Below are 13,850 nucleotides of genomic sequence, written 5' to 3'. Positions count from 1 at the left end.
AGACGGTGACGAATCCTCGCGCACCTCAGTTCACCGTCCGCCCAGAGGCTTCCGGCGATATCGACGCGATCCATGCGCTGACTGCGGCTGCTTTCGGCCAGGTGGACGAAGCCGAGCTCGTCGATGCTCTCCGTGCCTCTGGCAACGGGATCGAAGGTCTGTCGTTCGTCGGCGTCCTCGACGGTGAGGTCATCGCCCACGCCATGCTCTCCCGCTGCTTCGTCGGTGAGGTGCCTGGGGTCTGCCTTGCGCCCTGTTCCGTGTGGCCCGAGCACCAGCGCACCGGCGTCGGCACCGCCGTTATCGAGGCGCTTCTCGCCGAGGCGGCCCGCCGTGGCGAGGCATTCGCCGTCGTCCTCGGTCACGCCGAGTACTACCCGCGCTTCGGATTCACCCCTGCTTCAGGCTTCGGCATCACTCTGCACGTAGACGTCCCCGATGAGGCGCTCATGGCGATGCCGCTGTCAGGCGAAGTGCCCGCGGGCGCCCTGGCCTTCGCCCCCGAATTCGGGGTCTGATCCGGGGCCGCGCCCTGCCCGCGCGAGTTACTGCTTCGCGCGGTGTGCCCGGATCGCCTCGGCGACGGCGATGGCGTCGTCCTCCGGGGCATCGGACTTCCGGTCGGGACGTGCCGTGAACAGGTAGATGAACCCGACCGCCAACACCACGACGAGGCCGATGAGCACGATCCAGTCGGTGAAGAACGACCCGGAGTCACCGGGTAGGGAGAGCAGGATCATCGCGAAGATGCCGTAGGCCAGTGCGGCGAAGTTGACGATGATGCCCCAACCGCCCAGCGACCACGGCCCCGCCGGCTTCCACCCGCGCAGCCGCTGCCGCAGCGCCCCGAGGACGACCATCTGGAAGGCGAGGTAGATGCCGAGGATCGCGAACGAGGTCACGGCCACGAGGATCCCGTCGTTGAACCAGATGAGCACGCAGATCAGCGCGGGTGCCGTGCACGCGACAATGAGGGCATTGTGCGGGATCTTCGTCCCGTCGGTGACCTTCGACAGCCAGCGGTGCCCGGGCATCATGCCGTCGCGCGCGAAGCTGAAGATCAGCCTCGATGCGGCGGCCTGCAGACTGAGGACGCAGGAGATGAACGCGAGGACAGCGACGACGAGGAAGATCTTCGCCCCCACCGCACCGAGGCTGCCCTCGAGGATCGCGGGAATCGGGTCGGCGACCTCACCGGCGACGATCTCCTCGAGATTCGGTGCCGCGAGCACATAGCCGCCGAAGGAGAACAGGGCCGAGACCGCTCCGACGAAGATCGTCATGAGCATCGCCTTCGGGATGCCGCGGGCGGGGTTCGAGACCTCCTCAGCGACGTCACCGCAGGCTTCGAATCCGTAGAAGAGGAAGAGCCCGGCGACTGCAGCTCCCATGAAGACGGGCAGGTAGCTGCCGTCGCCGGCGGTGCCCATGGTGTCGAAGAAGACGGTGAAGCTGTGCTTGCGTTCGAAGATGAGCAGGAACAGGCCGAGTCCGATGACGCCGATGAGTTCGGCGAAGAGTCCGATGCGGGCGATGCGCGCCAACCACTTCGTGCCGGAGAAGTTGATCGCCAGCGCCAGCACGAGCAGGGCCAGCGCGAGGACGAGGGTGGTGTTGCGGCTGAGAGCGAAACCGAAGAGGCTCGCGAGGAATCCGGCCCCGAACTCCGACACCGAGGTGATCGTGACGATGAGGGCGCAGATGTAGACCCAGGCGGCCATCCACGCATACCGCTTGCTCCACAGTCGTCTGGCCCAGGGGTAGATCCCGCCGGCGATGGGGAACTGGGAGACGACCTCGCCGAAGACAAGGGCGACGAGCAGCTGCCCGCAGGCGACGATGACGATCCACCAGATCGACGGCGGACCTCCTGTTGAGAGCGCCACGGCCAGCAGCGAGTAGACGCCGACGAGCGGAGAGAGGTAGGTGAAGCCGAGGGCGAAGTTCGCCCAAGGGCTCATCGATCGCTCGAACGAGTCGCCGTAGCCGAGGACCGCCAGATGGTCGGAGTCGGAGAGATGGCCACCGGCACGATTGCCGGCGGAGGTGTGAGTGCCCGCGGGATGGTGGGCATTCGAGGGGAGATCGGACATGGTGATGTTCCTTCATTCGAATCGTCGTTGATTCCGTTTCCGTTCGACATCGTATCGCCGAATCCCCTCTTCGGAACCGATCGGCAGCTGCGCGTCTCGCCGGCCCGGACTCTCCTTCCGAAAATCCTCGCCCGTGCGGCTGAGCGCGATTTCATCCGCACGGCGGAGGTGCCCGACGACGGCGAGTCATAGCGTGGAATCACAGGCACGGACAACCGCCGAACCGGTGGGCACAGTGCAGGAACGAGGAGGAACCGTGAACACGCAGACGCACAGTCAATCCGGATTTGCCGAGGCGACCGGACCGGCCGAGCCATCACCTCAGCCCGCCATCCAACCCCACCCGCCCGGAACGACGTATTCCATGTCCGGTCCGACTGCCTCGGCGATGGATGGATCGCACACCCCCGCCGAGGGGGTCGATGCGAAAGGGCGACCACTCGCCGTCGTACCCGCCAGGGTCCCGTGGCTAGAGATCGGAATCTTCGCTGTCATTGCCTTCGGTCTCGCGTGGCTGGCCTGCCTGCCGCTGTGGTTCTCCGAGAAGGGGATCGGCGATCCCGTTCTGCTTCTGGCCTGCGGCAGCGCCATGATGTTCACTCCGCTCATCGCGAGCATCATCGCCTCCATTATCCATCGCCGCCGCGCCCGTGCCAGGGGAGAGGTCCTGGCCAGCGCTCCGCGCTACTTCGGCTTCTGGCCGTTGCGTCCCTTCGGTCGAGTCATCGGGGTGACCGTCGCGGCCTTCTTCGGCATCATGGTTCTCGTCGTCCTCGGCTATCTGGTCAGCGCAGCCTTCGGATGGCTCGCCCTCGACCTCGACGGGTTGTCCGGGTTCACGGCGCAGCTGGAGTCGATTCCCGGCACGGACTCATTGCCGACTGCCGCCGCCATCGCCATCTACCTGCTGCTCATGTTCGTCAGCTCGGTGGCCAATGTCGGTGTCACGATCGGCGAGGAATTCGGCTGGCGAGGATGGCTGCTCACCAGTCTGCGTCCCCTGGGCACCTGGCCTGCACTGCTCATCATCGGCGTCGTCTGGGGGCTGTGGCACTCACCGCTGATCCTGCTCGGCTACAACTTCGGCCGCCCCGACATCGCCGGTGTGGGTTTCATGGTTGGCGGCTGCATCATGGTCGGCGTCCTCTTCGGTTGGCTGCGCCTGCGCACTGGATCCGTGTGGCCGGCCGTATTCGCCCATGCCGCACTCAACGGCTGCGGGGCCATGTTGTTGGGCCTGTTCGTCGATGCAGGTGCGCCGACTCCGGATCCGGCGCTTGTCGCGTTCCTCGGAGTCGCAGGCTGGATCGTCTCCGCTGTCGTCACCGCCGCACTCGTTCTGACGGGGCAGTTCCGGAAGCAGCCGGAGCTGGGGATCAAGAAGGCTACCCCCGCCGCACCTGATCCCCGGCAGACCGCCTGATCACCATCGAAATATGACGCCGGGGCCGGCCTCGAAATTGAGGCCCGGCCCCGGCCTCCGTTAGGCTCAAAACCCCATCGACCTAAGGAGTCTCTTGTGATTTTTGGCCCATCATTGCTGCAGACGGCAGGACGCATGCTCACCGCACCGATCTTCATCACCGGCGGACTCTCGGCTGTGAAGGATCCCGCGGGCAAGGCGGCGATGGCCGAATCGACCCTGGACTCCATCCGCGAATACGTGCCTGGACTTCCCGACGACAATGAGTTGCTCGTGCGCATCAACGGCGGCGTGCAGATCCTCGCCGGTGCCACCCTCCTGCTCGGCATCAAGCCGCGACTCTCGGCATTGGCGCTCGCCGGGTCCCTCATCCCGACCACGCTGGCCGGACACTCCTTCTGGGAGATGGAGGGCGGCGACGCGAAGGCCCACCAGACCCAGTTCTCGAAGAACCTCGCGGCCCTCGGCGGACTGCTCCTCATCGCCGGGGACAGTGACAACGCCAAGGCCATCGAGAAGGCCGCGAAGAAGGCAGCGAAGAAGGCCGAGAAGCGCGTCCTCAAGCAGGCCTGAGGCATGACGTACCCGTCCGTTGGTGACTCCTCTGAACAGGAGGCCCCGGGCGGTGTGTCCGCCGATCCGATGTCAGCCGCGATCGCTGACATCATCACCTTCAACGACGTCAAGGATCCCGATCTCTGGACGCGACCGACTACACCGCCGTCCGTGATCGCCATCGTTGACCACGACCCCGCCTGGGCCGACGATTTCGCCGAGGCGGCCCACCAGATCCGTCTGGCCCTGAGCCCGAGCGGTGCGTTCGTCGGCATCGACCACGTCGGGTCCACCTCGGTGCCGGGATTGCCGGCGAAGCCGATCATCGACATCGCCCTCGTCGTCGACGATCCCACCGCCGAAGATGACTATGTCCCCGCGCTCGCCGAGGCAGGATTCGTTCTCACCATCCGTGAACCCGCCTGGTACGAGCACCGGATGCTCAAACGACTCGATCCGGAACCCGGGCAGCTGGACTGCAATCTCCATGTCTTCGGACCCCGGTGCGCGGAAGTGGCGCGGATGCGGCTGTTCCGAGATTGGCTGCGGGAGCATGAGGACGAACGCGGGACCTACGAGACGGCGAAACGCACCGCGGCCGAGGAATCGAACGCGGTCGGGGAAACGGTCATGGGCTATAACGCCCGCAAGCAGGCCGTGGTCCGCGGCATCTACCACCACATCTTCGAAGCCCGAGACTGGGTCTGAATCCGCCGCACCCCTGGAAATCGGCCGGGAAGCGCCTATGCTCGAGGCATGGCCAAGGCACTCCTCATCGTCGATGTCCAGAATGATTTCACCGAAGGCGGCGCGCTCGGCGTGACCGGCGGCGACGCCGTCGCCGAAGGTATCACCGCCCATCTCGCCGCGCATGCCGGCGACTATGACGCCGTCATCGCCTCCCGCGACTGGCACGATGCCGACAACGACAACGGCGGCCACTTCAGCGACACCCCGGACTACGTCGACAGCTGGCCCGTCCACTGCGTCGCCGGCACGACTGGCGCCGAATTCGACCCGCTGCTCGACACCTCGGCCATCACCCACGAGGTGCGCAAGGGCCATGGCAAACCCGACTATTCGGCTTTTCAGGGGATCACGGACACGGGGAGCCGCCTCGGCGAGCTTCTGAAAGATCTCACCATCACCGAGGTGGACGCCGTCGGCATCGCCACCGACCATTGCGTACGCGCCTCCACCCTCGACGCGCTGAGCGCGGGGCTGAGCGTCCGCGTGCTCACCGACCTCGTCGCCGGAGTCGGGGAAGAATCGAGTGCGGCCGCCCTCAAAGAGGTCGAGAAAGCGGGAGCCGAGCTCGCCTGAGTCGCAGACTCCCCATCCTCGGCAGAAGTATCAGCCCAGGTCAGCGGGTTTTCTCCATCGAAAGTTGCAGACCGAATCCGAACTCACAGGCGATGTGCATGGCTCCATAGATTGATGGACTGGAGTCATGAACTCACCACTGGCGAAAACCGCACATACGCTGACATCGAAGCGCGGTTCGTGGCTCGTCCTCGGCGGGATCGTCGTCCTCGTCGCTCTGCTCTTCGGACTCCTGTCCGGAGCAGGAGAGGACCGATCCACGGAAACCGCTCCGGCCGACTCCGAATCCACTCAAGCACAGAAGATTCTCGACAAGTTCCCCGAGGCGGACAAGCAGTCCGTCATGGTCGTGGCGTCGAACGAGGACGGAGCCGAACTCTCCTCCGACGACCAGGCGCAGCTGAAGGAGCTCGGCGGCTCGCTCGGCGATTCCGTCGGCGACGAATCCACCGAGACCGTGACCGGGCCGATCCTCAGCGATGACAAACAGGCCGCGCTGCTCATGGTGCCCATCACCGTGGGCCTGACGAACTCGGACACCGCCGAGACCGTCGACGACCTGCGCACCGCCATCGCCGATGACCAGACCGCCCAGTCGCTCACCGACGACGGCATTTCTCTGCTGGTCACAGGTGGTCCCGCTATCGGCGCCGACATCGCCTCGGCGTTCAACGGCGCAGACTTCACCCTGCTCATCGTCACCATCGTCATCGTCGCCCTGCTGCTCATCATCACCTACCGTTCACCGATCCTGTGGCTGCTGCCGCTCATCGTCATCGGCACCGCCGACGGACTCGCCTCGACCGTGACCGCGGCCGTCGGCGACTGGCTCGACCTGCAGTTCGATGCGGGCATCATCAGCGTCCTCGTCTTCGGAGCCGGCGCGAACTACGCGCTGCTGTTCATCTCCCGCTACCGCGAGGAGCTGCGCCGCTTCACCGACCACCGGGTCGCGCTCGCCGAAGCCTGGACGCATACCGCGTCGACGATCCTCGCCTCGAACCTCACCGTCGTGCTGTCCCTGCTCAGCCTCGTCTTCGCGATCATCCCCGGCACCCGCGGCCTGGGCATCACCGCGGCCGTCGGCCTGCTCATCTCCGCAGCCGCCGTCCTCTTCGCCCTGCCGCCCGTACTCGCGATCTCCGGCAAGACGATGTTCTGGCCCTTCATCCCGAAGGGCGAAGACACCGCGGACGAAGAGCTCACCCCCGCCGAGGCGGCCGCCACGAACCATGGAACCGCACCGACAGGTGCGCGAGACGGTGGAACCGCACCGCGAGGTACGGCGAAGCCCTCGATCTGGCGGACCATCGCCACCCGCGTGGTGCGCAAACCGGGGCTCCACCTCGGCGCCGGGATCGTCATCCTCGGTGTCATGGCCACCGGTTTCATCGGATCGTCGATCGGTCTCGACCAGACCGAGAAGTTCCGGGTCCAGTCCGAATCGGCGCAGGGCCTTGACGTCCTCGCCGACCACTTCCCGCCCGGGGAATCCCAACCGATCTGGATCGTCGCCGATACCGACCATGCCGATGACGTCGTTGACTCGGTCAGCGACATGAACGGCGTCGTGCGCGCCTCGGCGATCGAGGACACGACAATCGACGGCACTTCCGTCACGAAGATCATGGTCACCGGCGAGTACGAACCCGACAGTGCGAAGGGACTCGACCTCGTCAAGGACATCCGCACCGATGTCCACGCCATCGACGGAGCGAACGCCCAGGCGGGCGGGGCCGCGGCCACGGAGCTCGACGCCCGCGACGGCAACCGGACGGACTTCTTCACGATCGTCCCGATGGTCCTGGCGATCAGCTTCATCATCCTGCTCGGCATCCTCCGCGCCCCGATCGCAGCGTTCACTCTGCTGCTCGTCAACGTGGCGTCCTCGGCGGCGGCGATCGGACTCGGTGCGTTCCTGTCACGGACGATCTTCGGCCAGTCCACGCTCGATTCGCAGGTGCCGATCCTGGCGTTCCTCTTCCTCGTAGCGCTCGGCATCGACTACTCGATCTTCCTCGCCCACCGCGCGAGGAAGGAGTCCGTCCTCCACAGCGGACGCCAGGGAATGATCGAAGCTGTCGCCCACACCGGCGGCGTCATCACCAGCGCCGGCATCGTGCTCGCCGGAGTGTTCGCGGCTCTGGGCATGCTGCCGCTCATGGTGCTCGGTCAGCTCGGTCTCATCGTCGGAGTCGGCGTGTTCGTCGATACGATCCTCGTGCGCACCGTCATCGTGCCTTCGATCTTCGGACTCGTCGGCGACAAGATGTGGTGGCCGAACAAGGCGATCACGCACTTCCACGAGCGTGCGGCTGCAGGTGGCGAGGTCGCGGGCGAAGAGCACTCCACCCACCTGCTCGCCGAGAATGACCACGCTCTCAGTAGTTCCAGTTCGCACCACGGCGGGCACTGAGGCAGCTGACTGAGTCAGACTCACGCCAGTGAGAGGCGCGAGGCCCGGGCGACGACGAAACTCGTCAGCCGGGCCCGCGCATGTCATACCGCCGCAGTCCAGGATGTGATTGAGTTGGCGAGGAGGATCATGAGACCAGAAGACCATTCTCTCGGCGCTGTGGCGGCCGAGTCAGAAGCACGGAGAGGCGGCAGCGTGGGCGCACGCAAGTGGACGGAACGCACGATGGAGTTCGGTCAGCACGCCATCGCGATCGTCCTCATGCTCATCTCCTGCATCCGCGCGATCACCGCCGGCGCTCCGATGCTCGCAGCCATCGCCGTCAGCGTGGTGTTCCTCGCCTGGTACGCCCTCGGCGCGGTCCGAGCCGCCCGCACCGGTGCGCTGGTCCTCGCGAAATGGTGGCTCATCGTCCTCGCCGCCGCCTGGCTGTGCACCCTGCTCGTCTCCGCCGAGTTCATCTGGGTCGCCTTCCTCCTCTGGCTGCTCGCCGGCCACCTCTTCTCCCTGCGCATCGCCATCGTCTTCACTGCCCTGACCTACATTGCGACCATCGTCGCGCCGCTGGCCCACTATGGTCAGGTGCTCGCGCCGAGCATCATCGGCTCGCTCATCGGTGCCGTTTTCGCGCTGGGGCTCTCCCGCGGCTACATCGAACTCCTCCGTGAAGGTCGTCGCCGGGAGGAGCTGCTGCGCTCCCTCGAACTCGCCCACCAGAATCTGCTCGACCTCCAGGACGAACTCGCCCTGACTCAGCGGCATGCCGGCGAGATCCAGGAGCGCACCCGTGTCTCCCGCGACATCCACGACACGATCGCGCAGTCGATCTCGTCGATCCGTCTCATCGCCCACGCCGAGGCGGAGCGCACCACCGATGATCACGCCGGGCAGGCGCTCGCCCAGGTCGAGGACCTCGCCGCGCAGAGTTCCCGCGACGTCCGCCGCATCATCGCGGCGCTCGCCCCGGCTGAGCTCGAGGACGGTGCACTGACCGCCGCGATCCGTCGGCTGCTCACCCGATTGGAGGAGGACAGTTCGATTCGCGGTCGACTCGACGTCGACGAGACCCTGCCGACCCTGTCCGCCGAGGTGGAAGTGGCGTTGCTGCGGACCGCGCAGTCGGCGCTCGCCAACGTTCGTCAGCACTCGCAGGCCACAAGGGTCATGGTCAGCCTCATGGATCTCGACGGGGCGATCAGGATGGACATCGTCGATGACGGCGTCGGAATGGCTGATCCGCACAATCGAGAACGGAACCCGGATTCGGGATTCGGACTCGACTTCATCGGCTTGAGGATGCGCGAGCTCGGCGGCGAGCTCGTCATCGAATCGAGCCAGGGCTCCGGGTTCGCGATCTCCGCGACCCTGCCCAGCCAATCCCAACTGCGCACCCGCGGCGAAGGACTCAGCACCTCTGGCCAGGGCACGGGCACGGAATCGGTGGGCCGCCTCGGCGAGGGAATCGGCGTACCCGCCGATGTGCATGGCGTGGATGGTTCCGGCCGCCTCGGCGAGGGCGATGGCACACGTGAGAATACGGATCCAGGAGAGAACGCATGAGCATCCGAGTCATCCTCGTCGACGATCACCCGGTCGTGCGGGAGGGTCTGCGGTCCGTCATCGACGCACCGGACCACATCGCTGTGATCGGTGAGGCCGGCAGCGGGGAGGAAGCGCTGACGATCGTCGATGAGCTCGACCCCGACGTCGTGCTCTGCGACCTGCGGCTGGGGGAGGGGATCGACGGCATCGAGGTGACGAAGCGACTGCGCGCGAAGCCGAATCCGCCGGCGGTGCTCATCCTCACCACCTTCGACCTCGATTCGGAGATCATCGCCGCGATCAACGCCGGGGCCTCGGGATATCTGCTCAAGGACATCGACCCGGGGGACATCTCGCTGGCGATCGAGAAGGCGGCAAAGGGGGAGACCTATATGCCTCCGGAGATCTCGTCGAAGGTCTTCGCCGCGATGCGCAATCCCAGCCCGAAGCTCACCCGGCGTGAGCGTGACGTCGTCAGACTCTTGGCCACAGGGGCGTCGAACGCGCAGATCGCTCAGGAGCTCTTCGTCACCGAGGCGACGGTGAAGAGCCACCTCGTCAACGTGTTCACGAAGCTCGGCGTGGACTCCCGCGCCCGCGCCATCCGCGTCGCCGAAGACCAAGGGCTCGTGTAGGGGTCGTGCCTCTCGCAGTCTCCGCCGAAAAACGGGCTGCGTGTCGAGAAACGCGTGTGCACCCCCGTTTCTCGACACGCAGCCCGTTTTTCGGCGAGTGCGCGGTTCTAGGAGCACCACACCCGAAGTGCCAATGTGAATGCCGCCGCATATGATCGAGCTATGCACCGGGGTATGAGCAGGAGAAACGCATTATGAAGCGGATGTGGGCGGCGATTGTGGCGGCAGGTTTAGTGGCGCTGAGCGGCTGCAGCATCGGCGGCGAACCAGAGGGAAAACCATCGCCGACGACGACCCCGACCTTGGCCGAACCGGTCGAGCTCGATTACTTCGCCACACTGACCGTCGACGATGGTGCGGGGCATGCGCTCGTCACCGACTGGGTCGAAGAGAAGCTGCGGGCGATCGATTCCGCCGGAGAAGAGCTGTGGAGCATCGACGCCTACATCAATGACGAAGGCGGAGGCTCAGAAGCCTATTCCGCGGGAGACCTGGTGATCGTCAACGACTACTCGGGAACGGTCACTGCCTACACCTGGGAAGACGGCGAGGAAGCCTGGTCATTCGACATTCCCGGCCCCGACGATGCGTGTCATGAACAGATGGCGTTCGGCTCCCGGTCGACAGGGCTCGGCAACCGCCTCGGCGAAGATGACCTGCTCCTGCTCGAATACAGCGGCATGCGAATGGACGGGCGCTGCACACCTACCTCCGAAGCCGGCAATGCGGTGTTGTTCGCCCTTGACCCATCGACAGGGGTTGAAGCCTGGCCGTCGCTGTCGATCGATGATGACGGTCGGACCTTCGGCGGCTCCCTGATTCACCTCGCGCCGGACCGCAAGAACGCAGTCATGTCATGGAAGTCCGGGGAGGACTCCATGGTCACACGGATCTCGTTGGACACCGGGCGCCATGCCACTGTTCCCATCACCAAAGCTCGAGCGATCGACGACTCCGGAGTCGAGCACTTCGACGTCTTTCCGACAAGCGATGAGACCACGCTGACTTACCTCTTCGGAGCCGAGGACCCCGATGACCCGATGAGCCAGGCGTTCAGCAGAGCAGCTGAGCTGACCCTTCCTGCTGGACTCAAAGAGACCGACAGCGCGACATTGGCCGCCGACTCCGGCCCTAACGCCGCGGCGATGGAGGACACGACCGATCCGATGTGTTCGACCGACTTCACCTTTACGCCGGAAGGCCGGGCCGCGTGTCTGCAGCTGCAGCTGTTCGCTTCGGCGGTCAAATATCAGGGCTCGGACGGGTCGCCGGAAGGATGGTTCGCGGATGCACCGGAGATGGCTTTCGATACCGTGCTGTACTCGGGGGCTCCCAGAACAGTGCCTTTCGACAGCCGAGGGAAGGCTGCGGTACTCGCGCCGGGTCCCGACGGAGGCGTCGTCGCCATCGATGCAGCGACCGGGAAGACGGCGTGGAAAGCTGGCGACTACAGATCGACGACTCCGTGGGGCGGCGAGGGAGTATTGCCCGACGTCGGGCTGGTCGTGCTCACTGATAATAAGAAGACGAGCTTCTACGACTCGGATACCGGCAGACTCGTCGAAGAGCACAAGGCCGACCAATACGATGAGCTGACCTCCGGCTACAGCACCATTCTCGTCGCCGGTGAGAAATCGACGACGATGTGGGCTGTGGTCGACACGTGAAACGCCGAACCGCCGTTGCGGGCCGAGGCGGCGCCAGTGAGTCGGAAGCCGAGCGCGCCGCATCGGCACTGTGACCAACTGTCAGATGAATAACTGATAGGTAATCACCATTACCGTCACACCAGCTGAGAGGCGCAGACGCTCGGGGTGGAGAACGCCGCAACGCCCGAATCGGCCCGTCTCAACTACGGAGTTTCACCTCCTACCGGTAGTCTGTTCCCTGCACATCGGGACGGCCGCGCGCATGCGCAGCGCAGTCCAGGTCGAGACAGTGGAGGTGACATGGCAGGCGAAGACGAGACGTTTCCGCCCCACCCGGTGACCCCGCCGAACCGCCGCATCGGTGCACTGTCCGGCAATACCAAGGGCATCAGCACGTCCACAGACACCGCCACCGAGGCGGCTCCTGGCCGATCCGCGGACGCGGACTCCCAGCAGCCCTCGGTCTCCAAAGACCCTGCAACCGCGCAGTCCGGGGACGCCGATGACGATGCGGACGCCTCGGCGTTGGACATCACCCTTCCTCACGTCGGGGAGCTCACCTCGGCCAGTGAAGACGCCATCGTCGATCCGTCGGAAGCGGTGCTCGAAAGCATCGACCTCGACACCTGGAAATGGCCCGAGTTCTTCGCCTTCGCGCTCACCCGGATGCAGGAGATCTTCCCGACCGGCGGCATCCCGCGCGGCATCGGGCCGGTGCGCGAATACGTCACCGAAGACAACGACTTCCGGTCCTTGACCATTGACCGCGAGAAATGGCCTGCCGCCGACGAGGACTGGACCACCGTCGGCGACGTGCTGGCCAACACCCACACTGACGCCTGGCTCGTCACCCGCAACGGAGTGGCGTTGGCCGAGGAATACGCCTGGCCGATGAAACCGGCCCGCCAACACATGCTCTTCTCCGTGAGCAAGTCCATCGTCGCCACCGTCATCGGCGCGCTCGCCGACGCCGGGCTGCTGCGCACCACCGACCTCGTCACCACCCATGTGCCAGCACTGGCGGAGAGCGGCTACGCCGGTGCGACGATCCGGGACCTGCTCGATATGCGCTCGGGCATCAAGTTCTCCGAGGAGTACCTCGAGGAGGATTCGGAGATCCGTGCTCTGTTCGAAGCGGTCGATTTCGCGCCCCGATCGGCCGCCTCGGCGAAGGGGATCAAGAACTTCCTCACCGGGCTGACCAGCGACCGCGAACACGGCTCGGCCTTCGTCTACCGCAGCTGCGAAACCGACGTGCTCGCCTGGATCGCCGAGGCAGTCACCGGCCAGCCGTTCTCCATCGTCGCCAGCGAATACGTGTGGTCGCGGATCGGCGCCGCCCACGCCGCCCAGGTCTGCCAGGACCGGTGGGGCGGATCGATTGCCGACGGTGCCATCAGCGCCACCCTGCGCGACCTCGCCCGCTTCGGCGAGATCATCGCCCGAGGAGGCACCACCGAAAACGGAGAACGGGTGCTCTCGGCGGAATGGGTCGACGACATCTTCACCGGTACCGAGGACTCGGCGAAGATCTTCGCCGCATCCCCGTCGGGGCGTTCCTATCCGGGCGGAATGTACCGCAGCCAGTTCTGGATCCCCTCGGCCGACCGCAACGTCGTCATCGGCATCGGCATCCACGGCCAGATGCTCTACATCGACCGCGCCACCCAGACCGTCGGCATCAAGCTCTCGAGCGATCCCGAGCCGGTGAGCCTCGCCGCTCAACACGGCACCTTGGCCATGTTCGAGGCCATCGCCGAGGCGGTCCCACCGATTCCGTCCGAGCCGACTTCTCCTGCCCCCACCGAGGCGGCTCCCCGAAACGCTGCACCGGGCACCGCGCCCGTGGTGCCCGCAGCGCCGAACGCAGCTGTTCCCGCCGCGCCGCCGGCAGATGCTCCCGCCGCCCCGAGTATCGGCAGTCCCGAAGCGGAGAGCGCCGAGGCGCTGGCCGCAGAGTCGAGTCCGGCGGCTGCGTCACCAGCCGATGCGGTGCAGGCGGCTGCGAATTCCGTCGAATCGGTCCCTGCGCAGACCTTGCCCGCCCCGGCGGAAGATGCCCCCGTGGCGCCGGCTCCCGCAGAACCACCCCTGCCGGGAGCGCCGACTGTCCCACTCATCGGGCAGAACACGCTGTACTGAGGCCAAGCGCGTCATCATTTGACGAAACCCGTGCGGTCGAAGAGCGAGATCGGTAGCGTGGGGCTCGGAACA

At 65.8% G+C, this 13,850-nt stretch carries 11 protein-coding genes; 10 read left to right on the top strand and 1 reads right to left on the bottom strand.

Translation table 11 applies throughout. From position 1 onward, the window contains the following. Nucleotides 1-5 precede the first annotated feature (5 nt). Nucleotides 6-518, top strand: a complete 513-nt coding sequence (locus tag SB749_RS02490; RefSeq protein WP_410708859.1) for a GNAT family N-acetyltransferase — start codon at nucleotides 6-8, stop codon at nucleotides 516-518. Nucleotides 519-545: 27 nt separating this feature from the next. On the opposite strand, the gene SB749_RS02485 is transcribed toward SB749_RS02490, so the two are convergent. Further along, a complete protein-coding gene (locus SB749_RS02485) occupies nucleotides 546-2,093 on the bottom strand; it encodes an APC family permease (protein ID WP_410708858.1) in 1,548 nt (515 codons plus the stop codon). A 256-nt stretch (nucleotides 2,094-2,349) separates the two neighbouring features. Between SB749_RS02485 and SB749_RS02480 the strand changes: the two genes are divergently transcribed. The 9 genes from SB749_RS02480 (at nucleotide 2,350) to SB749_RS02440 (ending at nucleotide 13,778) form a co-directional block, all read left to right on the top strand. Next, nucleotides 2,350-3,516, top strand: a complete 1,167-nt coding sequence (locus SB749_RS02480; RefSeq protein ID WP_410708857.1) for a CPBP family intramembrane glutamic endopeptidase — start codon at nucleotides 2,350-2,352, stop codon at nucleotides 3,514-3,516. A gap of 96 nt (nucleotides 3,517-3,612) precedes the next feature. After that, entirely contained in the window at nucleotides 3,613-4,089 is a 477-nt protein-coding gene (locus tag SB749_RS02475) for a DoxX family protein (protein ID WP_410708856.1), read from the top strand. Nucleotides 4,090-4,092: 3 nt separating this feature from the next. After that, nucleotides 4,093-4,779 (top strand): GrpB family protein, encoded by a 687-nt coding sequence (locus SB749_RS02470; RefSeq protein WP_410708855.1) that lies wholly within the window; start codon nucleotides 4,093-4,095, stop codon nucleotides 4,777-4,779. Between the two features lie 48 nt (nucleotides 4,780-4,827). After that, nucleotides 4,828-5,394, top strand: coding sequence for an isochorismatase family protein (locus SB749_RS02465; RefSeq protein WP_410708854.1), 567 nt, complete (start codon nucleotides 4,828-4,830; stop codon nucleotides 5,392-5,394). A gap of 127 nt (nucleotides 5,395-5,521) precedes the next feature. Beyond that, nucleotides 5,522-7,810, top strand: a complete 2,289-nt coding sequence (locus SB749_RS02460) for an MMPL family transporter (protein ID WP_410708853.1) — start codon at nucleotides 5,522-5,524, stop codon at nucleotides 7,808-7,810. 129 nt (nucleotides 7,811-7,939) lie between these two features. Next, complete coding sequence (locus SB749_RS02455; protein WP_410708852.1) at nucleotides 7,940-9,370, top strand: histidine kinase; 1,431 nt, start codon at nucleotides 7,940-7,942, stop codon at nucleotides 9,368-9,370. Further along, nucleotides 9,367-9,987, top strand: coding sequence for a response regulator (locus SB749_RS02450; RefSeq protein WP_410708851.1), 621 nt, complete (start codon nucleotides 9,367-9,369; stop codon nucleotides 9,985-9,987). The genes SB749_RS02455 and SB749_RS02450 overlap by 4 nt, the downstream gene beginning before the upstream one ends. 194 nt (nucleotides 9,988-10,181) lie before the next feature. Then, nucleotides 10,182-11,654, top strand: a complete 1,473-nt coding sequence (locus SB749_RS02445; protein ID WP_410708849.1) for a PQQ-binding-like beta-propeller repeat protein — start codon at nucleotides 10,182-10,184, stop codon at nucleotides 11,652-11,654. Nucleotides 11,655-11,936: 282 nt separating this feature from the next. Then, the gene (locus SB749_RS02440) at nucleotides 11,937-13,778 is read left to right on the top strand and encodes a serine hydrolase domain-containing protein (protein ID WP_410708848.1); all 1,842 of its coding nucleotides are present in this window, start codon (nucleotides 11,937-11,939) and stop codon (nucleotides 13,776-13,778) included. The last annotated feature ends 72 nt before the right edge of the window (nucleotides 13,779-13,850 follow it).

Origin of the sequence: Brevibacterium sp. SIMBA_078 (genome assembly GCF_046534565.1) — a bacterium.
Taxonomy (GTDB): domain Bacteria; phylum Actinomycetota; class Actinomycetes; order Actinomycetales; family Brevibacteriaceae; genus Brevibacterium.
The sequence above is the reverse complement of the archived record's forward strand: the minus strand, read 5'-3'. Positions and strand labels throughout refer to the sequence as shown.